Here is a 20,567-nt window from a genome sequence, read left to right on the forward strand (position 1 = left end):
GCCGGCTGGGTCGTGGACGTTCGGCGCGGCTGGGGGGTGTTCCCCGGGGGGGGGCGGGGGGGGGGCGCGGGGGGCGCGCGGCGGGGGGGGGGGGGGGGCCCGGGGGGGGGGCCCCCCCCCCCCGCCCATCATGTCCGTACGCCCGGACCGTGACCTCGGACGGCACCGGGTGCGGTCCGCCGCCCGCCACCCGCCGCCCGCTGCCCCACGAGGGGCGCGCACATCGACCCGCTACGGGTCAGAACTTCACGTCGGAGCAGGCGTAGAACGCGTTCGCCGTGTCGGCGACGTTCCAGACGCTCAGGATGATGTGCTTGCCGGTCTTCTGGGTGGGGATGGTGCCCTGCTGAGTCAGGGTCGCCGGGGGCTGCTTGCCGCCGTAGGGCACCGTCATGAAGGGCTGCGGCTCCAGGTCGGCCCTGGTGAGCGGCTTGGTGGAGTCCCAGCCGTCCTTGGTGATGTAGTAACGGAAGTCGGAGGTCGCGTGGCGGGCGGTGAACTGCCAGCGGAAGCTGAAGCCCTGACCGGCCGTCACATTGGTGGCGGGCCAGTTGCCGCCGCGCGGGTCGTCGAGCTGGGCGAACTCGCCGTGACCACCGGAGCAGATCTTGCCGTCGGCGGGGCCCGCCGCCGGGAAGCCCTTCGGGCCCTCGACACTCTGCGGCTCCCACTGGATGTTGCCGCATCCCGTCACCGTGCCGTTGGCACAGAGCTTCTGACGGCTGATCGGGTTGTCGGTGTAGCCGTGGCTGCTGGCGCTGCTCGTCGCGAACATCGAGACGCCGGCGATCGCCAGGCCGACTACGGCCGCACTTGCCCTTTTACGCATTGCTGTCGCTCCTCAAGAACGGGGGGAGGTTCCATGAGCCTGCTGCGCGCGTACTGCGGTCTAGACCAAGGTCTAGATTATTGACGGGAAATGAACATGTCCAGACCAATGAGAGTTCGATTCCGCTCCCCCCACTCGTGGCCCCCGGAACCCGTCAGGCTCCCTCCCCGCCGCCGCGACCCGTGTAGAACGCCACCGTCAAGTCCTTGACCAGCGCCTTTCGTTCATAGTCGTCGAGTTCCACAATGCCCCGTTCGGTCAACCGGTTGACCGTGTCGTCCACCGCGTCAACCACCGAAGTCAGGACACTGTCACGGTGCTTGGCGTCGATGGCGGCGATCCGACGGCGCTGCATGGCCGCGGCGACCTCCGGCGCGTACTCGATCCCGGTCGGCTGCGCCGAGTACACCTCGATGCCGACGGGCACGCAGTCCGCCTTCAGCATCCGGGTCAGCGCGTCCCCGACGGCCTCCGCGTTGCGCAGGGTGTGCGTGTCCTCGTGGAAGGCGTCGGCGGGCAGTTGCGAGAGAACCCGGGCCATCGCCGCCTCGACCTGCTCGCGCAGGTACGTCTCGTGGTCCGCGACCCCGAGCACCGCCCGCGCGGTGTCCTCGATCCGCCACACCACGAGAACGACGACACGCAGTGCCGTGCCGTTGGCATCGACGGCGGGGAGCGGCTCGCTGCGCCAGTGCCGCAGGCGTACGTCGACCCGGCGGCGCAGCAGCAACGGGCTGATCCACATGAGGCCGGTCCGCCGCACGGTCCCCCGGTACTCGCCGAAGAGGGTAAGCACCCAGGCGTACCCGACACGTCCGCGGCTCAGTCCGCCCAGCGCGAAGAGCACCAGCGTCGCGAGCACGGCCAGTGCCGCCCAGGCGACGGGGCCGACGCCCTCGTAGGGCCGCGAGCCGATGCCGAGCAGGGTGAGCACGGGGACGGGGAACGCCCCGATCCACCAGAGGACGGCCCCGGAGGCGGCCGATCCGGTCAGCCCGGTGAACAGCGCAGCCCAGCCGGGCAGCGCGGGCCCCGAGCGCTCGGCGAGCCGCGGGTCGCCGAGCGGCGCCGGTCGGGTGGGGGGCCGCACCTGCGACCCTCTCGGTACGGGCGGTCGCCGCGTCCCCGCCTCGGTCCCCGGCCCACGACCGCCCCGTCGCAGCCCGTCTCCGGGAAACGTCGCGGTGTCGGCGCCCCCGGAGTCCTCACGGAAGAGCAGGTGCACGGGGATGGACGCGGCTCCCCCGCGGCCGATGACCATGCGCCGCCCACCGGCTCCCGCCGCAGGGATGCCGGTCCGCCCGACGCCGCCGCTACCGGGCCGATCGGCAGGGATGCCGGTCCGCCCGACACCGCCGGGCCCTTCGGCAGGGATACCGGTGCGCCCGACGCCGCCGGGCCCTTCGGTACCGCCGGGGCCCCGGCCGATGGTGCCGCGACGCCGGGAGGGGGACGGCAGCGGCGACGACGGCAGCGGGATCGTCGACGGGTGCGGGAGGTCGGCAGCGTGCCCCGTGCGGTGACCGACCGCGGCGGGCACCGGCGTGCCCGGCACGAACGCGGCGTCCGTCGCAGGCCCCCCGACGGGCGCCCCGTCCGCCGCGCGGGCCCGGCCGGGCGGGGCGCCGCCGACCGGGACCGACACGGAGGTCGCGCCGAGTGCGGTGCCCGTGTCCTCGCCCGGGACCAGGTCCAGTACGAGATCGACCACGGCGTCCGGCCCGCCGTCCTGCCTCCCGTCCTGCCTCCCGTTACGACCGTCGTCCGGCCCGCCGTCATGCCTTCCGTCATGACCGTCGACCTGTCCGCTCTCCACTCCCGGCACCGGGTTCCGGTCCGGGCCGAAGCCACCGCCGCTCCCCTCGTTCCGGTTCGCGCCCCGTCCGTCCGCCGGAGTCCCGTCCGCCGGGGTCCCGTCCCGCATCCGCGCCATCTCCCGTTCTCTCCCGCCCCTCTCGCATTCCGGCGTTCCGGAACTGTCCGGCACCGTGGAACCCATTCCCGCCTCCGTCATGTCCGTCTCCTCACGCGAAGAGCCGCCGCCAGGTCTCCGGCCCCGGGTATCCGTCGGCCGACGCGCCCCGCCAGCCCTGGGCCCGCTGGAAGGCCTCGACGTTGCGCCGGTCCGCCTCGGTCCACCGGGGCCCCGGGCCCGACAGGTAGTACGCGCCGTACCCCTTCTTCACCAACTGCCTGCCGAGCCGCTCGACATGGCTGTTGGACTGACCGGGCCGGAAAAGCCCCCGCCCGGGGAACTCCGAATTCGAGTTCGACCCGCCGTTGCCCCCGCCGGCGCCCGCGGCGGAGATGTCGCGGCCGGTACCGCCGGTCAGGAGGCGCCAGGTGTCGGGCCCCGGGATGCCGTCCGCCTCCTTCCCCTTCCAGCCCTGGGCCTTCTGGAACGCCTGGGTGGCCTTCCGGTCCGCGTCGCCCCAGACCGGGCCCGGCCCCACCGTGTAGAAGCTCCTGCCACCCCGTTCCACGAGCATCTGTCCGAGCCGGGTGACATGCGCGTTGTCGGCTCCGGAGCCGAACTTCGAGGCACCCGGGAACGCCGTCGACGAACCGCTGCCGCCACTGCCACCGCTGCCGCCGCCGTCGAGTCCCTTGTAGCGGTACGCGACGTAGTCGCCGGAGTGGGACCAGTACGCCATGGGCGTCGTCTGTCTGCGGGTGTGCGGCTTCGTCTGCTCGTACGCCGTGTAATGGGTGTGCGTGTAGTCGGTCCAGCCGCCGAAGATCGTGACGTGCGAGCCCTTGGACGGGTCGGCCGGATTGTGGAACAGCAGGATGTCGCCGGGCTGCAGGTCCTTGCGCGCGATCCGGGTGCCGTACCGGGCGAGGCTGCCCGTCCACTCGTTGCTCGGCAGGTTCCAGGCCATCGACACGAAACCGGAGCAGTCCTGCCGGTACCCGTCGGACCAGTACTTCGTCATGCTGTACGGCACCTGCGCGGAGACCCACTTCTTGGCCCGGTTGATGATCGCGGTCCGGGTGGTCCTGCGCAGTTCGGGCGTGGTGCTCGTGGACGACGCCGGGCCCGCGGCCCCGGTGCCCCGCACCGGGCCCGGCGCACCCTGCGGACTGTCCGGATCCGCCTCGTCCCGGTCGAGCGAGGCTCCCTCCTCGGCGGGGGTCGTCGGCTCCGGCGCGGCCACCGACGCCGTCACCTCGTCCGGGCGGGCGGATCCGGCCGACTCCGCCGCCCGGTCGCCCGGCACCTCGATCGCCTCGGCCACCCCGGTGCTCAGCACCACGCCGGCCGCCGTGGCCAGCACCAGCACACGGCGCGCCCCGTGGGCGGCCGGATGGCCTCCGTCCCGCACGGGCAATGACCCGGCCGCCGCCCTCCGCCGTGCGGCGCACCCCACACAGGCGCAGTCGACGGCAGGCACGTACTCCTCGAAAGCCGGCACAGTCATGCGATTCCCCTCCGCATTCGTCAAGATCTTTGGCCGCATCTGTACGGGCGTCAGTGTCTCAACCCTTATGACATGTCGCATTTTGACGGATAGAAGTTAAGAAACGACCATCCGACAGGCCGTGACGGGCGGGAAATGGTCAGGAGCACACTCCACCTTCGGGTAGAGTTCTCCAGGTCAGCAGGCGCCGCTAGCTCAGTTGGTTAGAGCAGCTGACTCTTAATCAGCGGGTCCGGGGTTCGAGTCCCTGGCGGCGCACGCAGAGTCAAGACCCCCTCACCAAGCGTGAGGGGGTCTTGTTCGTTCGCGTACCACGCCCGCATATCGCCGCACGCCTCCCCCAAGGGGCCGGACATGGCGCGGACGACCGGCAACGCGCCGCCCCATCCCCGTGATCGGCGCCGGGCCGGCCGATCCGCCCGGCGCCGCGACCGGCACCGTGATCAGGACCGCGCCACGCCTTCATCGCCCAACCGCACCCATACGCGCCACAGTTGGAGGCAGGGAGAGGGGCGTTCCGGTTGCCCGCCGGGCCGAGCGGGGCCGCCGCCCCGTGGACGGACTCCTTCGCATGACAGCCGCGCTGACCTCGGAGTGCGTGCGGGATGCGCAGGACATTACGGGATACCGAGGATGTGCGGGGCGCATGGGGGTGATCCTCCGGCGGCACGGGGAGGGCTTTCGGCGAGAGCCCCGGGAGAGCTCGTCAACTGCGCCCCGTGATCGGCTTCTCTCCGGCGTCGGCGTCGAACCGGTCCCTCGCGGCGCCGAGTTGCGCACCGATCCCCGACGCGGCTCCCACGCACCCCACCACCGACCGCCACAGAGTGTCATCATTCCGTGGCGTTCGGTGATGGTCGATGTCGGTCATCACCGTCGGAATCCGGATCCGTCGCCGCCGGAATCAGGATCCTGCGCGTGTCCCGGACTTCTCGCCGGTCAGGTAGGCGGAGACGACCACGTTGGCGTCGTAGGAGTGGGACGACCGGTCGTAGGTGCCGCCGCAGGTGATCAGGCGGAGTTCCGCGCGACCGCGGCCGCGGGAGCCGTAGGCCTTGTCGGCGTCGAAGCGTTCCCGGGTGATGACCTGGACGTCGTCGACGGTGAACTCGGCGACGCTGCCGTCGACCCGGATCACCTGGATCTTGGCACCGGGGCGGGTCGCGCTCAGCCCGTAGAAGACGGCAGGCCTGGTCTCGGTGTCGACGTGGCCGACGAAGAGGGCAGGGCCCTTCGCCCCGGGCTCGGTGCCGTCGCCGTACCAGCCGACCGTCCGGGGCTGGTCGAACGGCGGGGATTCGATCGCACCGTCCGTGTCCAGACCGCGGACGACCACGGGCGCCGCGACGCCGATCGACGGGATCTCGATCCGCCGCGGCGCGACGCCCGTGATCGGGTCGTGCGGCGGGGGCAGCGGAACACCCAGGGGGCGGCCCACTGCCGCGATGTCACCGGTCGTGGGGGCGGAACTGGCGCCGGTGCCGTCGGCGATGTCCCGGCCCCACAGCCACAGGCCCAGCAGCAGAACGGCCCAGGCCACTCCGGCGAGCAATCGGCCGTGGTCGGCGGGGGGCGGCGGGGACGGGGGCGCGGCACTCGTCGGGCGGTCGGGGGTGGGCACGTCAGTCCGCTGCCGGACGGCGACGGCGCGCGGTGCCGCGGAACGCGACGGCGACGATCGCGACGGCGGCCAGGGCCAGGCCGAACATGGCATGCGCGGCGCCGGGGCCGCTCTGCCGGGCTTCCTGGTCGGTGAGGGCGGCGGTGCCGCCGCCTCCCGCGCGGACCGGGGCGAGCGGGGTTGCCGCGTCACGGTCGACGACCGTGACCGTGCCGGAGATCCTGCCCCCGGTGCCGTCGGCGCAGACGGCCCGGATCTCGTGGTCACCCGGTGAGGCGTCGGAACCGATCCGGGCCCGGGCGACGAGCCCGCCGTCGGAGGCGGACGCGAAACGCGCCTCGGAGGCGAGGGCGTCGGAGCTGCCCGTGGCCCCCTCGCCCTCGCAACCGTCCAGCCGGAGGGTGATCTCACCCCCCGGGGCCGCGGAGGGCGGAGTGACGGAGAGGGAACTGCGGGAGCCCGCTCCCCGGTCCGGATCGGAGCCCGTGCCGGAGCTTGTACCGGAACCCGTACCAGTGCTGGAGCCGGAACCCGTACCGGTACTGGAGCCGGCACCGGGGCCGGATTCGGCAAGGGCGGCGGGGGACGGTGTCAGAGTCGCCGCGACGACCGCGACGGAACAGAGCGTGAGGGATATGGAACGCATCGTGAACCTCCTCAGATGAAAGGTTCGCGCCTGCTCCGGCGTTCCGCATCCGCAGCGGGGGCCGGGAGGGGCTCCGGGCGGTGCCCCTCCCGGCCGGTGTCCCGCCGGGGTCAGGCCTTGTCGACGAGGTCGACGAGGTCGGCGATGGAGTCCACGACCGTGGACGGCCGGAAGGGGTACTTGTCGATGTCGGCCACCGTGGTGAGACCGGTGAGGACCAGGAAGGTCTGCATACCGGCCTCCAGACCGGCCAGGACGTCGGTGTCCATCCGGTCACCGATCATGGCACTGGACTCGGAGTGCGCGCCGATCGCGTTCAGTCCGGTGCGCATCATCAGCGGGTTGGGCTTGCCCGCGAAGTACGGGGCCTTGCCGGTCGCCTTGGTGATCAGGGCGGCGACGGACCCGGTGGCGGGCAGCGGCCCCTCGGCGGACGGGCCGGTCTCGTCCGGGTTGGTGCAGATGAAGCGGGCACCGCCGTTGATCAGCCGGATCGCCTTGGTGAGCGCCTCGAAGCTGTACGTGCGGGTCTCGCCGAGGACCACGTAGTCCGGCTCGTGGTCGGTGAGGACGTAGCCGATGTCGTGCAGGGCGGTGGTCAGCCCGGCCTCGCCGATGACGTACGCCGTACCGCCCGGCCGCTGGTCGTCCAGGAACTGGGCGGTGGCCAGCGCGGAGGTCCAGATGTTCTGCACGGGCACGTCCAGGCCCATGCGGTCGAGGCGGGCGTGCAGGTCGCGGGCGGTGTAGATCGAGTTGTTCGTGAGGACCAGGAAGGGCATCCCCGAGTCCCGCAGCCGCTTGATGAAGGCGTCCGCCCCGGGGATCGGGGTCCCCTCGTGGATCAGGACTCCGTCCATGTCGGTGAGCCAGGATGAGATCGGCTTGCGCTCTGCCATGTGTGGAACTCCTGCCGTACGCCGTGTGCGGGGACGCCGGCGGCACCGCGTTGTGCAGCGCCGACGCCCCCGATTTTAGAGCGTGTGTTCAAGAGCTCCGGTTTCGTCCCGCCCGCCGCTCCAACCGCCGTCCGACCGGCGGGCGGGCGAACCGGGAAACGGGTCGGCGGGCGGGGTGGACCGTCGGACGGACCGGCGGGCGGTATCAGCTCCCGGTGGCCGACTTCCAGGCGCCGACGTAGGTCTCCAGGTTGGTGCCGATGTCCGACCAGTCGGGCTGGAAGACCTCCACGCCCTCCATCAGCTCGGTGAGCGCGACGGCGTTGGCGTCGGTGGCCTCCACGTCCTTGCGGGCGGCGAAGCCGCCGCCGACCGCGCTGACGTCCTTCTGGGCCTGCTCGGAGAGCATGAAGTCGAGCAGCTTCTTGCCGTTGTCGCTGTGCGGGGCCTTGTCGACGAGTCCGGCCGCGTACGGCAGGGCGAACGTGGTGGGCTTGCCGCCCTGCTTCGCGGGGAACCAGATGCCGAGGTTCGGCATGTCCTTGGACTGGGCGAAGTTCATCTGCACATCACCGTTGGCGACGTGCAACTCGCCCTTGTCGACCTTGGGCGCGAGCTTGCCGGTGGACGCGGACGGGCCGACGTTGTTGGCCTGGAGCTTCTTCAGGTACTCCATCGCCGGTTCCTTGCCGCCGAAGTCGTGCATGGCCTTGATGAGCACGGCCGTGCCGTCGCCGGCGACCCCGGGGGTGGAGTACTGGATCTTGTTCTTGAACGTGCCGTCGAGCAGTCCCTCCCAGGTGGTGGGCGCCGACTTCAGTTCCTTCTTGTTGTAGATGAAGCCGAAGTAGTTGTTGACGACCGAGGTCCACTTCGAATCGGCCGCCTTGTCGGCGCCGTCGACCTTGTCCGCGCCCTCCGGCGCGTACGCGGTCAGCAGGCCCTTGCTGTCGGCCTGCTGGATGAACGGCGGCAGGGTGATCAGCACGTCGGCCTGGGTGTTGGACTTCTCGCGGACGGCGCGCTGGACCATCTCGCCGGAGCCGCCCTCCACGTACTTGACCTTGATGCCGGTCTTCTTCTCGAAGTCCTTGAAGACCTTGTCGTACCAGCCGTCGCCGTTCTCGCCCTTGAGGCCGTCGGCGCTGTAGACGGTGACCACCTTCTCGTCGGAGGCGGCGGAGGAGCCGCCGCACGCGGAGAGGGTGGCGGCGAGGGCGAGGGCGCCGGTGACGGCGGCTATCGGCTTGAGGTGGCTCTTGCGCATGGCAGTCGGATCTCCTGGAAGTCGGCCGGGGAGCCGGCCGGAGTCGGTACGGGGGTGTCGGTGTCGATGCCGGTGTGAATCGGGGGTACACCGACGGTGGTGACGGGGATGTCGGCCGTGCGACAGGGGGTGCCGACGGGGCGCGACGGGCGGGACGTCAGCGGTACGAGGCCCTGGTCCGGATGCGGGAGACGCCGAGCAGCACGAGCAGCGTCGTTCCCATCAGGACCACGGCGACGGCCGCGCCGGTGAAGAGCGAACCGCGGTCGGTGGCCGCGAAGATCTGCACCGGCAGGGGCGTCCAGTCCGGCGGGTAGAGCATCATCGTGGCGCTCAACTCGCCCATGGACAGCGCGAAGCAGAGTCCCGCGGACGCCGTGAGGGACGGCAGCAGGAGCGGCAGCTTGATGCGCCACAGGACGTACGAGGGACGGGCGCCGAGACTGGCCGCCGCCTGTTCGTACATCGGGTCGAGACGCACTATTGCCGCCGAAACCGACGAATAGGCAAACGCCGTGACAAGAATGGTGTGCGCCAGGATCACGATCCAGCGCGTGCCGTTGAGCAGCATCGGCGGCTTGCTGAACGCCACCAGCACGGCGAGGCCCACGACGACGGACGGCACGGCGACCGGCAGCATGAACAGCGCGTCCAGCAGCCTCCTGCCCCGGCTGCGCAGCGAGGCGGCGGCGAGCGCGGCCCAGGACCCGATGGTCAGGGCGAGCACGCTGGCGGCGACTGCGGTGACCAGGCTGGTGGTCAGGGCCTGGAGGGAGTCTCCGCTGGTCGCGGCCGTGTAGTGGCGGCCGGTCGGCCCCGAGGGGAAGGCGCCGGACCAGTTGGTGGCGAACGACGCGGCGAGGATGACCAGCAGCGGCAGCGCGAACAGCGGGACGAAGAGCACGAAGAACACGGCCCAGGTGGCCCACTTCCCCGTACGGCTATGCACCAACACGGCGGCTCACCATCCGATACAGACTGTAGAGACCTACGGAGATCGCGATGTTGACGACGGCGACGACACAGGCGGCCGGGTAGTCGGACTCCAGGATCGCCTTGCTGTAGACGAGCATCGGCAGCGTCGTGACACCCTTGGCGCCGGTGAACAGGACGATGCCGAACTCGTTCAGGCACATCACGAGGACGAGGCTGCCTCCAGCGGCGAGCGCGGGGAGCGCCTCGGGGAGGATCACCTGCCGCACGATCCGGGCCGGCTTCGCACCCAGCGAGGACGCCACCTCCAGCTGCGCGCTGTCCAGTTGCGAGAACGCGGCGAGCAGCGGACGCATGACGAACGGGGTGAAGTACGTGATCTCGGCGAGCAGCACGCCCCACGGGGTGGTGAGGAAGTCGAAGGGGCCGCTCGACGCCCCGGTGACGTCCGTCCAGACGCCGTTGGCCATGCCGACGCTGCCGTAGATGAACAGGAGCGCGAGCGTGATCAGGAACGACGGGAAGGAGAGGAAGACATCGATGAACCGGGCGACCGCCCTGCCGCCGGGAAACGGCACGAACGCGATGACCACGGCCAGCACGAAGCCCAGCACCAGGCATCCGGCCGTCGAGGCGACCGCCAGCCAGACGGTGGTCGTCAGCGCCGAGCGGAACGCCTCGGAGGCGAACACGTCGCCGTACGGGGCGAGCGAGGTGCCGCCCGTGTCCGGGCTGACGGACTGCTGGACGACGAGGGCCAGCGGGTAGAGGAAGACGAGGGCGAGCACGGCGACGGGCGGCAGCGCCCAGACGAAGCGGGGGATGCCCCTCGGCGTCCCGGCCTCGCGCCGCCCCCGACCGCCGCCCGTCCGCCCGAGGCGCCCGGGGCTGCCGGGACGGCTGGGGCGGCCGGTCCCCGAATCGGTGCGGGCACCGTCGGCGGACGCGGAAGGCCCGGTGCGGAGGTCCGCGGTCGCGGCGCTAGCCATGGGACTCTCCCTCGGTTCCCTGGACCGTGCCCGCGGGCAGCAGCACCGCGTCCTCGGGCGCGAAGTGCAGGGTGACCCTGTCGCCGAGCGCGGGGGTCTCGCGCAGTTCGCGCAGGTCCGCCTTGATCCGGTGCCCGTCGACGTCGACGTACAGGCGGTGGGTGGAGCCACGCCACTGGACCTCGACGATGGTGCCGTTCAGCGCGTTGGGGCCGTCGCCGAGCCCGACCAGGTGCGGGCGGACGCACAGGGTGGCGGTGGCGCCGCGGACCGCGTCGCCGGTCGGTACGTCGAGGGTCCGGCCGGCGAAGTCGACCCCGCCGACGCCGGTTCCTGTGCCTGTGCCGGTGCCGGTTCCCGGGCCTGTACCCGAGCCGGTGCCGGTTCCCGGGCCTGTACCGGTGACGTCGGTGGCATGGGTGACGTCGGTGACGGTGACGGGCAGGAGGTTGGCGTTGCCGACGAACGAGGCGGTGAACTCCGTGCGCGGGCGTCGGTACAGATCCTGCGGGGTGCCGCAGTCCTGGAGCCGGGCCTTGTCCATGACCGCGATCCGGTCGGCGAGGGTGAGCGCCTCCACCTGGTCGTGGGTGACGTACAGGATGGAGACGTCGGGCAGTTCCCGGTGCAGCCGGGCCAGTTCGGCGAGCATCCCGGAACGCAGCTGCGCGTCGAGCGCGGAGAGCGGTTCATCGAGCAGCAGGACGTCGGGGCGGATGGCGAGTGCCCGGGCGATGGCGACGCGCTGCTGCTGACCGCCGGACAGTTCGCGCGGGTATCGGGTGGCGTACGCGGACATGCCGACGAGTGCGAGGGCCTCGGCGACCCGCTCGGGGATCTCCGCCTTGGCGGCCTTGCGGGCCTTGAGGCCGAAGGCGACGTTGTCCTGGACCCGCATGTGCGGGAAGAGGGCGTACTGCTGGACGACCATGCCGATGCCGCGCTTGTGCGGCGGCAGCGCGGTGACGTCGCGGTCGCCGATGTACACCCGGCCCGAGGCGGGCCGGACGAACCCGGCGACGGCACGCAGGGCGGTGGTCTTGCCGGATCCGGAGGGTCCGAGCAGGGCCATGACCTCGCCGGGTTCGACGGTCAGGTCGAGCCCGGCGAGAACGGTGTTCCCGCCGTACGCGACGCTGACCCGGTCGAATCTGATGCCGCTGCGGGCACCCGTGCCGACGCCGACGGACCGGTCCGGACCCGGCGCCCGCCCGTCCTCCGTGGCGTCGGCCGGCGTCACGTCCGTCGCCGTGGCTCCGCTCGTCATGCCTCTGCCCGCGCGATCAGGTCCGGGAGTTCGGCGACGGAAGCGAGCACGTGGGTGGCGCCGTGACGGGCCAGCTGGTCCGTGTCGTGGGCGCCGGTGCGCACGCCCGCGACGATGCCGGCCCCGGCACGCACGCCGCTGAGCATGTCGTACGAGGTGTCCCCCGCGACGACTACCTGCCGGACGCCGTCGACGGCGCCGGTGCGAAGGAACGCGGCAAGGACCATGTCGGGATAGGGGCGACCGCGCCCGCCCGCGTCGGCCGGACACAGGGTCAGGTCGACCAGGTCCTGCCAGCCGAGCGCGGCCAGGATGGCGTCCTGCGTGGTACGGGCGAAGCCGGTGGACAGGACCACGGTCCGCCCCTCGGCGCGCAGCCGCTCGATGGCCTCGCGGGCGCCGGGGACCGGGGCGATCCTGCCCCCGTCGACGAGCTCGCCGTAGGCCACCTCGAAAGCGGTGTTGGCCTGCTGGGCTCGGTCCTCGTCACCGAAGAGGTGGCGGAAGACGGAGATCTTGGACTCGCCCATGGTGGCGCGTACGTAGTCGAGCTTCTCGGCGTGGTCGGCGGAACCGGGCTCCACTCCGAGACGCTCGGCGGCGGCGGAGAACGCCTGCTCGACGAGGCCGCCGTCGGCGACGGTGGTGCCGGCCATATCGAGGACGACCAGGTTGAGGGGGGTCTGCGGGATCGGAGCTTGAGTGGCCACCGGGGCCTCCGGAGTCTGAGAGGTCTGCGGGGTCTGCGGGGTCTGCGGGGTCTGCGGGGTCAACTTCTTCACCAGCCCAGTTCGTCGGCGGTCGTTTCGGCGATGGCGGGCGAGCACGTCATGCCCCGGCCGCCCGGCCCGGTGACCAGCCAGACGCCGTCCCGCACCTGCTGGCGGTGGACGACCCGACTGGTGTCGGTGCACTGGGCGTACACACCGGCCCAGCGGTGGCGGATCCTCGGCAGCGGTCGCCCGAGGAAGGACTCGACGACACCGGTGAGGTGTTCGTACGGCTCCTCGACGGTGTCGAAGGCGAAGGGATGCTCGTACTCGTGGGTGTCGCCGATGGTCAGTCCGCCGTCGCGACGCTGCACCATCAGCAGCTGCATCCGGTGCGCCGCGGCGGTGGGCGCCTGTGCCTGTCCGGCGTTCAGCGCGTCCAGCGCGTCGCTCCGGTACGCCGGGTAGTAGCGGAAGCTGTCGGCGTCGGCGACGGAGGTGGTGAGCCGCTCGCCGAGCGGGTCGGTCTGCATCATCTGGAGGCGAACACGGCGGACCGGCAGGTCGGGGCCGGCCAGCTCCCGGACGAGTCCGCCGAGCCAGGCACCGGTGGCCAGGATCACGGCGTCACCGGTGTGCACGTCGCCGTGGTCGTCGCGGACGGAGGCGGTACCCACGACCTCGCGGACCTCGCGCCCGCCGAGGAAGGTGTACCGGCCGGATTCCAGCAGCGCGCGCTTCAGGGCCAACTGGGCGGTGCGCGGCTCGACGGCGGCATCCCGCTCGCACCACAGGGCGGCGGCGAAGTCACCGCGGAGCGCGGGGTTGACCGCGCGGGCCTCATCGACGGTGAGCAGCTTGTAACCGCGCGCCGCCGCGTCGGGGCGGGCGACGGCCGCCTCGGCGACGGCGATCTCCAGCTCGGTACGAATCGGGGTGAGCGAGCCGCAGGGCCGGAACCCGAGGTCGGGCACCCGGGCCCCGATGCCCTCCCACAGTTCACGGGCGCGGAGCGCGGTCTCCAGCTCCTCGCCGCCGGCCCGGCCGCTGACCCAAATCTGTCCGAAATTGCGGAGCGATGCCCCGCGCGCCTCGCTCTCGCGCTCGATCTGTACGACCTCGTGGCCGCGGTTCACTGCGTGCCAGGCGTGCATGGTTCCCACCACGCCGGCTCCTACGACGATGACTCTCACGACGGCTACGCTCGTCGGAGTCGATGACCCCTAAGGATCGGCACGGCAACGGGATGGTGAACTGGGCCCCAAGCTTGGCCTAGACCCGTTATCTCTTCGTTACCTTTCGGAACCTGGCCCCGGACATCGTCGCGCCGGGCCGCTATGCCGGGCTGTCGTGACGGCCCGCGGTGCCGAGCCGTCGTGACGGGCCGCGGTGCCGGGCCGCTGTCCGGATGCGTCGTGACGGGCTGTTGTCCGGATGCGTCGCCTCAGTGTCCGTCCTGGGCGCCGAGGTGCGTGGTGAAGGAGAAACGGTCCCCGCGGAAGAGCGTGCGTACCCGCTCCAGCGGCGCCCCGGCCGTGTCGCGCGAGACCCGGTGCATCAGCAGCATGGGCAGGGCGGGCGGCGTACCGATGAGCAGCGCCTCGCGCGGCGTCGCGAGTACGGTTTCGATCCGCTCGTCCGCGTCACCGAACGCGATCCCCAGCCGGTCGCGCAAATAGGCGTAGAAGGACGAGTCGGGGTCGAACTCCGTGTCCAGGTGCGGCAGTCGGGCTACGGACACGTATGTGCTCTCCAGGCCGACCCGGTCGTCGTCGGCGAGCAGTACGCGTTCCAGGTGCCAGACCGGTTCGCCGCGCCCCACCCCGATCTCGGCGGCCAGCGCCTCGGAGCACGGGAACCGCTCAAGTCCGATGAGGTGACGACCGGGGGTACGGCCCTGACGCCGCACACCCTCCGTGTAGCTGGCCAGCGAGAGCGGCTGTTCCAGCTTGGGGCCCGCGACGACGGTGCCGCGCCCCTGCCGGGCGAGCCGCCCTTCCAGCAGGAGTTCGCGCAGTGCCTGGCGCACCGTCTCGCGCGAGACCTCGTAGCGCTCGGCGAGATCACGTTCGGTGGGCAGCATGCCGCCCTCTCCCAGCTCCTCCACGAGGAGGGATACACGCGCTTTGACCGCGTAGTACTTGGGAATTCGGCCGTGCTCCGGGATTCCGGAGCGGATGGGGGCGCCAGGTGTCTGGTCGTGCGGGTAGTCCACGCCGGGATGGTGGCAGACGGACATGAACACATGCTGACGTACATGAACACGCGGGGACGGACGCCTCGGGGCCCGGAGGACGGGCACCTCGGAATTCAGGGGCGGGAACGCCGCACGCGGCGGGACCAGACGACCGCGGCTCCACCACCGAGCAGAAACCCGGCAACGGTGATACACGGGTGCGGCAGGCCGGATGGGCCGGTCGCGGCCAGTTCGGGAAGGGCATGCCCCGACTCCGACCCGGGCTTCCGCTCCGGCACCGGCTCCGGTTTCGCCTCCGGCACCGGCACCGTTTCCACCTCCGTTTCCACCTCCGTCTCCGGCACCGGCACCGGTTTCGTCTCCGGTTTCGTCTCCGGTTTCGTCTCCGGTTTCGTCTCCGGTACCTGCTCGGGCACCGGCACCGTTTCTTCTGCTTCCGTCGTCGGTGGGCGGCCGGGCACGACCGGGCGCGAGGTGTCACCGGTGGCCGCAGGCGCACTGGGTCGAACGGAGGCGGAACGGGACGGGTCCGGAAGAGGCCCATCCGGAAGAAGGCGATCCGGAAGCGGGCGATCGACTCGGTCGGAATCACCGACGTCACCCGTGTCCGCCGCGTCCGCCCTGTTCACCGTGTCCGCCGTGTTCACCGTGTCCGCCGTGTCAGCCGTTTCGGTTCCGGTCTCGCCGCCGTCGTTCTCGCTCTCGCCGTCGTTCTCGCTCTCGCTCTCGCCGTCGCCGACGACGGCGAACGAATAGTCGTCGGACTCCCCGACCCAGGCCCCGTCGTCCGCTCCCCTCCCGTTGTCGGGCGCCGGCAATCGCTGGACGATCGCCGCCCCGGCGGTGATCCTCCCCGGTCCGGTGTCGGAGGTGAAGGCCATCCGGACCCGGACGGTGACGGTGCGGCCCGCAGGAACGGTGAAGCCGTCGAAGGAGTCGGCACCACCGTCGTCATCACCGCCGAAGACACCGATGTGCTCATCCTGGTCCGTGGTCTCCCAGGCGACGCGGTGCTCCACATCGGGCCGGCTCTCCTCGGAGAACACCAACTGGATCTGTTCGGCGGTCAGCTTCCGTTCCGCGTCGACGAGAACGAGAACCGGGTGGATGGCCCGGCAGGTCTCGTCCGTGGTGTTGGTCAGGTCCAGGAACCAGGTTCCGTAGCCGCCGCCGGAGGCATAGGTGTCCGGCCCGCCGTGGATGCGGGTCCTGATCGGGAACTCTTTCGTCTTCGGCTCCCCGCAGTCGGCCTGCCGGTCGGCGCTGGGGAGGCCCGGTTCCGCGACCGCGGCGGCCGTCGACGCGTCGACGGCACGGGCGACGGACGCGCCGCCGAGGACGGCGGGGACCACGCTCGCGGCCACCAGCCCGAGCGCCAGCCCGTGCCGCTTCCGCCCGGCGTGCGGGGCCGCGTGCGCAGCAGGCCCGGGAGGAGGCGGCGCGGGAAGGCGCACAGGGGCATCTGCCGCTCCGTTAGGCCCGGAACCGGCCAGGAACCCGTATCCGAAAGACGGAACGGAGGGCTCGGCGGAGAACCTGGCTGGCGGCTCGGCGGAGAGTTTGGCTGAAGGCTCGGCGGAGAACCTGGCTGGCGGCTCGGCGGACGGGCTCGGCTTGTGGGACATACGGGGTTCACCTTCACTGCTCACCGGACGGCCGACATCCCCCGCCGCCCACTCGGCGCTCCGGGCCGAGCACCTCCGCAGGGCGGCCGAGCACCCCGGCAGGTCGACCGGGTCCCACCGGAGGGCCGGGTCCCGCCGGAGGGCCAAGTCCCGACGGGCCGGGCGAACGTTGAAGATCTTGGCCGGACCTGGAGCGGCGGCCGACGCGTACAGCTACAAGGCGCCGGAGCTGTGCGCGTCGGCTGCCGCGGGCCCGGCCAAGATCTTCAGCACCCGCCCGGCCCTGTTGCGCGCCGGAGTTCGCCGGTTCCGAGCCGTGACACTGCCACGCACGCGCGAGGCGACCGGCGTCGGCATGCCACGGACGCACCCGGTCGGCCGCCGGGAATCGTCCGATCGGCCCAGCCCCGCGCCCCGCTCCCGATACGACCTCCCCCGCCCTCCAGCCCTCCTCCAGCCCTCCTCCAGTCCGCGCCCGTCCTCACCCGTCCACCACCCGCGCACCCCCCGTCCGCGCCGCTCGCCCGCCCTCCCCCCGCCCCGCTCTCGCACATCCGCAACGCCGTTGCTTAAGTGGCGTGCATGACTGGCAACCCGCCCCACGACGCACCGTCGACGTTCGAGATCTCCCCGCCCGCCCCTCCCGCCCGGTCCGGCCTTCGTGCCCCCTCCGCCGCGCGCAGCGGGTCCGACCTGCGTGTCGGGCTCGTCGGCTACGGCCTGGCGGGGTCCGTGTTCCACGCCCCGCTGATCGCCGCGACCGAGGGCCTCGTCCTCGACACGGTCGTCACCTCGAACGAGGAGCGGCGGGCGCAGGCACGCGCCGAGTTCCCCGCCGTGCGCTTCGCCGCGTCGCCGCAGGAGCTGTGGGAGCGGGCTGACGAACTCGACCTGATCGTGATCGCGTCACCGAACAGGAGCCACGTCCCGATCGCCACCGCCGCGATCGAGGCCGGTCTGCCGGTCGTCGTGGACAAGCCCCTCGCCGGTACGGCCGCCGAAGCGCGGGACCTCGCGGCGCTCGCGCACGGACGCGGCTTGCTGCTCTCGGTCTTCCAGAACCGCCGGTGGGACAACGACTTCCTTACTCTCGCCCGATTGCTCGCGGACGGCGAGCTGGGCACCGTACAACGCTTCGAGTCCCGTTTCGAGCGGTGGCGCCCGCAGCCGAAGGGCGGCTGGCGCGAGTCGGGTGACCCCCGGGAGATCGGCGGGCTGCTGTACGACCTGGGCAGTCACGTCGTCGACCAGGCGCTGGTGCTGTTCGGGCCGGTGGTACGGGTGTACGCGGAGTCCGATGTGCGCCGCCCGGGTACCGCCGCCGACGACGACACGTTTCTCGCGCTCACCCATGCGAACGGGGTCCGCTCGCACCTGTACGCCAGCGCCACCGCGGCCCAGCTGGGCCCGCGCTTCCGGGTGCTCGGTTCGACCGCGGGCTATGTGAAGTACGGCCTCGACCCGCAGGAGGCCGCTCTGCGCGCGGGCATGCGCCCCGGGCAGAGCGGCGACCGGCCGTGGGGCGAGGAGCCGCAGGAGCTGTGGGGCCGGATCGGTTCCGGCGAGTCCCCGCTGACGGGTGGTGGAGCCCCGGTCCCCACCGTGCCGGGCGACTACCGCGCGTACTACGCGGCGGTCACCGCCGCGCTGCGCGGCCGGGGCGACAATCCGGTGACCGCCCTGCAGGCCGCCGCGGCCCTGGACGTGCTGGAGGCCGCCCGGCGTTCGGCCCGTGAGGGCGTCGCAGTCCCCCTGCCCACCGCGGACCCGTCCCCTGACCCGTCCCCTGACCCGTCCCCGGACCCGTCCCTCGATGCCGGGAAGCACGAACGCACCGGCTGACGGTGGAACACGACGCGCGGAAGGGGTGGGAGGCGCACCCGCGCTCGCCACCCACCCCTCCGATGTATGGACTCCGCCAAAGCCCACCGGGACACCAGAGCCCACCAAGACCTCACCAGAGCCCACCAGGACCTCACCAGAGCCCATCAGAGCCTGCCGGGACCCCACCGGCCTCTGGCTGGGCCTGACGGGGTCCTGACAGAAACCTGACGGGTTCGACGGTCGACGGCCGCGCTCAGGCGTCCTTCAGCTCCTGCCGCTGCCGTCCCAGTCCCTGGATCTCCAGCTCCACGACGTCCCCCGCCCTCAGATACGGCTGGGGTTCGGGCCGTCCGAGAGCGACGCCCGCCGGGGTCCCCGTGTTGATCACGTCGCCCGGGTACAGCGTCATGAAGTGGCTGATGTAGCGGACCACCTCGCCCACCGGGAAGATCTGGTCGGCGGTCGTCCCGTCCTGCTTCAGTTCGCCGTTGACCCTGAGCCGCAGCGCGAGTGCCTGCGGATCGGGGATCTCGTCCGCCGTCACCAGCCACGGCCCCAGCGGGTTGAACGTCTCGCAGTTCTTCCCCTTGTCCCAGGTGCCGCCGCGTTCGATCTGGAACTCGCGCTCCGAGACGTCGTGCGCGATCGCGTACCCGGCGACGTGTGCGAGCCCGTCCTCGGCGGACTCCAGATAGCGGGCGGTACGCCCGATGACGACGGCGAGCTCGACCTCCCAGTCGGTCCTGGCGCTGCCGCGCGGCACCAGGACCGGGTCGTCGGGCCCGACGACGGTGTCCGGCGCCTTGAGGAACAGGATCGGTTCGGTGGGAATCTCCGCGCCGGTCTCGGCGGCGTGGTCGTGATAGTTCAGCCCGACGCACACGATCTTGCCGATACGGGCGAGCGGCGGCCCGGTACGCACCCCCTCGGCGTCGAGGACCGGCAGCTCTCCCGACGCTGCCGACGCGGCCCGCACCCTGGCGAGCGCGGACGCGTCGGCGAGCAGTGCGCCGTCGATGTCGGCGACGACCCCCGACAGATCGCGCAGGGTTCCGTCCTCGTCCAGCAGGGCCGGTCGTTCCGCACCGGCCGTACCCACACGAAGCAGCTTCAACGGTCTTTCTCCCCTTGGTCGAGATCGGGCCCGACGAATGGGTGGCGGCCATCGCAGGCTTGTCCGATCGTCCAAGACATCCGATCACTCCGCAAGTCCCTGTTCATCCACTGGACCGCAGGCCCCGAGCACCCCCGTCCCCCGCCCCTCGTCCTCTCGTTCCCCGCCATCACGCTGACGACGTCACATCGACGTGGCGGCGGCGACGCCCGCGGCAGGCACATCGCGGTAGAGGACAGCCCGCTCGACCGCGGTCCAGGTGGTGCTGGTGACGACGTACAGGGCGGCGGCCAGCGGCACGACGGAGATGGTGAAGAGGGTGGCGAACGACATCAACGGCATCAGCTTCGTCATCGCTCCCATGCCCGGAACCGGTTGGCCGTCGGGGCCGGTGGCCGGGGTGACGGGGTTTGCGGCCATCTGCCGCTTCGTACGCCGGAAATTGAACGTGGCCACGGCGGCGACGATCGCGAACAGTCCGAGGTAGACAAGTCCCTGCGCCCCGAAGAGCCCGCCGTGCGCGAGCGCGTTGTGCCAGCGCTCGCCGAGCGGGGCGTCGAACAGTTGGTGGCCGAGCAGTTCGTTGGGACCGTCGCCGATCGTCCGGCTGGAGAACAGGTGGTACAGGAGGAAGAAGGCGGGCATCTGGAGCAGGCTCGGCAGACAACCGGACAGCGGCGAGACCTTCTCCTCCTTGTGCAGGTCCATCAGCGCCCGTTGCATGCGCTCGGGGTCCTTGCCGTGCTTCCTGCGCAGCTCGGCGATCTGCGGCTGGAGACGGGTACGGGCCTTCTGCCCACGCGCCGCGGCCCGCGACAGGGGGTGCACGGCGAGCCGCACGAGTGCCGTGAACAGCACGATCGCGGCGGCGGTGGAAGCGGTCTGGAAAAGCGGATGCAGCACATCGGCCAGCGCGCCGACCAGGGCGGCGAACGCGGACATGAAGACGGACATCGGTGAGCCCTCCGAGGGTTCTCGTCGTGCCAGGGGTGAGAAACGAACTCGGTATGACGAACCGCGAGGGACACCCACTGCCGGGGTACGCGCAACTGCCGCACGCCAGAGCGCTCGGGCGCACGGACGCTCGGGCGCACGGAGCGGCGCGGACCGTACGAAGCACACGGGCGCACGGAACGCGCGGACCGCACAGAGCACAGGGAACACACAGAGCACACTGAGCGGCGCGGACCGTACGGAGCGCACGAGTCGGACCAGGGCGGAACA

Annotated in this window: 17 protein-coding genes and 1 tRNA gene; 2 read left to right on the forward strand and 16 right to left on the reverse strand. The window is 71.7% G+C overall.

Going from position 1 to position 20,567, the window contains the following annotated elements:
• Positions 1-238: 238 nt before the first annotated feature.
• From ACF1CT_RS21940 to ACF1CT_RS21950, 3 genes are all read right to left on the reverse strand, one after another.
• Positions 239-829: a lytic polysaccharide monooxygenase gene (locus ACF1CT_RS21940; protein ID WP_391785594.1), complete on the reverse strand. Its 591-nt coding sequence runs from the start codon at positions 827-829 to the stop codon at positions 239-241.
• Positions 830-983: 154 nt separating this feature from the next.
• On the reverse strand, positions 984-2,843 hold the full coding sequence (locus ACF1CT_RS21945) for an SPFH domain-containing protein (RefSeq protein WP_391785595.1): 1,860 nt from the start codon (positions 2,841-2,843) through the stop codon (positions 984-986).
• A gap of 10 nt (positions 2,844-2,853) precedes the next feature.
• Positions 2,854-4,251, reverse strand: coding sequence for a peptidoglycan-binding protein (locus ACF1CT_RS21950; RefSeq protein ID WP_391785596.1), 1,398 nt, complete (start codon positions 4,249-4,251; stop codon positions 2,854-2,856).
• A 184-nt stretch (positions 4,252-4,435) separates the two neighbouring features.
• Here ACF1CT_RS21950 and ACF1CT_RS21955 point away from each other — a divergent pair.
• A tRNA-Lys gene (locus tag ACF1CT_RS21955) sits at positions 4,436-4,509 on the forward strand.
• Between the two features lie 646 nt (positions 4,510-5,155).
• Here ACF1CT_RS21955 and ACF1CT_RS21960 read toward each other — a convergent pair.
• From ACF1CT_RS21960 to ACF1CT_RS22010, 11 genes are all read right to left on the reverse strand, one after another.
• The gene (locus ACF1CT_RS21960; protein ID WP_391785743.1) at positions 5,156-5,791 is read right to left on the reverse strand and encodes a class F sortase; all 636 of its coding nucleotides are present in this window, start codon (positions 5,789-5,791) and stop codon (positions 5,156-5,158) included.
• An 82-nt stretch (positions 5,792-5,873) separates the two neighbouring features.
• Entirely contained in the window at positions 5,874-6,518 is a 645-nt protein-coding gene (locus tag ACF1CT_RS21965; RefSeq protein WP_391785597.1) for a hypothetical protein, read from the reverse strand.
• 110 nt (positions 6,519-6,628) lie between these two features.
• On the reverse strand, positions 6,629-7,417 hold the full coding sequence (locus ACF1CT_RS21970; protein ID WP_376242679.1) for an HAD-IIA family hydrolase: 789 nt from the start codon (positions 7,415-7,417) through the stop codon (positions 6,629-6,631).
• A gap of 205 nt (positions 7,418-7,622) precedes the next feature.
• Positions 7,623-8,684 carry a 2-aminoethylphosphonate ABC transporter substrate-binding protein gene (locus tag ACF1CT_RS21975; protein ID WP_391785598.1) on the reverse strand — a complete coding sequence of 354 codons (1,062 nt, stop codon included), beginning with the start codon at positions 8,682-8,684 and terminating at the stop codon, positions 7,623-7,625.
• Between the two features lie 157 nt (positions 8,685-8,841).
• On the reverse strand, positions 8,842-9,639 hold the full coding sequence (locus tag ACF1CT_RS21980; protein WP_391785599.1) for an ABC transporter permease: 798 nt from the start codon (positions 9,637-9,639) through the stop codon (positions 8,842-8,844).
• On the reverse strand, positions 9,626-10,606 hold the full coding sequence (locus ACF1CT_RS21985; protein WP_391785600.1) for a 2-aminoethylphosphonate ABC transporter permease subunit: 981 nt from the start codon (positions 10,604-10,606) through the stop codon (positions 9,626-9,628). Before ACF1CT_RS21985 ends, ACF1CT_RS21980 begins: the two co-directional genes overlap by 14 nt.
• Positions 10,599-11,873, reverse strand: a complete 1,275-nt coding sequence (locus ACF1CT_RS21990) for an ABC transporter ATP-binding protein (RefSeq protein ID WP_391785601.1) — start codon at positions 11,871-11,873, stop codon at positions 10,599-10,601. Before ACF1CT_RS21990 ends, ACF1CT_RS21985 begins: the two co-directional genes overlap by 8 nt.
• Positions 11,870-12,583 carry a phosphonatase-like hydrolase gene (locus ACF1CT_RS21995; RefSeq protein ID WP_391785744.1) on the reverse strand — a complete coding sequence of 238 codons (714 nt, stop codon included), beginning with the start codon at positions 12,581-12,583 and terminating at the stop codon, positions 11,870-11,872. Before ACF1CT_RS21995 ends, ACF1CT_RS21990 begins: the two co-directional genes overlap by 4 nt.
• Positions 12,584-12,651: 68 nt before the next feature.
• Positions 12,652-13,776, reverse strand: coding sequence for a TIGR03364 family FAD-dependent oxidoreductase (locus tag ACF1CT_RS22000; RefSeq protein WP_391785602.1), 1,125 nt, complete (start codon positions 13,774-13,776; stop codon positions 12,652-12,654).
• Positions 13,777-14,027: 251 nt separating this feature from the next.
• Positions 14,028-14,798 carry a GntR family transcriptional regulator gene (locus ACF1CT_RS22005; protein ID WP_391785745.1) on the reverse strand — a complete coding sequence of 257 codons (771 nt, stop codon included), beginning with the start codon at positions 14,796-14,798 and terminating at the stop codon, positions 14,028-14,030.
• A gap of 95 nt (positions 14,799-14,893) precedes the next feature.
• On the reverse strand, positions 14,894-16,144 hold the full coding sequence (locus ACF1CT_RS22010; RefSeq protein WP_391785603.1) for a hypothetical protein: 1,251 nt from the start codon (positions 16,142-16,144) through the stop codon (positions 14,894-14,896).
• 843 nt (positions 16,145-16,987) lie between these two features.
• Here ACF1CT_RS22010 and ACF1CT_RS22015 point away from each other — a divergent pair.
• Positions 16,988-18,247 (forward strand): Gfo/Idh/MocA family oxidoreductase, encoded by a 1,260-nt coding sequence (locus tag ACF1CT_RS22015; protein WP_391785604.1) that lies wholly within the window; start codon positions 16,988-16,990, stop codon positions 18,245-18,247.
• A 235-nt stretch (positions 18,248-18,482) separates the two neighbouring features.
• Here the strand turns inward: ACF1CT_RS22015 and ACF1CT_RS22020 are convergent, their stop codons facing one another.
• Both ACF1CT_RS22020 and ACF1CT_RS22025 read right to left on the reverse strand, forming a co-directional pair.
• Complete coding sequence (locus tag ACF1CT_RS22020) at positions 18,483-19,343, reverse strand: fumarylacetoacetate hydrolase family protein (protein WP_391785605.1); 861 nt, start codon at positions 19,341-19,343, stop codon at positions 18,483-18,485.
• 183 nt (positions 19,344-19,526) lie between these two features.
• Positions 19,527-20,297, reverse strand: a complete 771-nt coding sequence (locus tag ACF1CT_RS22025; protein ID WP_391785606.1) for a YidC/Oxa1 family membrane protein insertase — start codon at positions 20,295-20,297, stop codon at positions 19,527-19,529.
• Positions 20,298-20,567 lie beyond the last annotated feature (270 nt).

This window comes from Streptomyces sp. NPDC014734 (genome assembly GCF_043083325.1).
Lineage (GTDB): Bacteria > Actinomycetota > Actinomycetes > Streptomycetales > Streptomycetaceae > Streptomyces.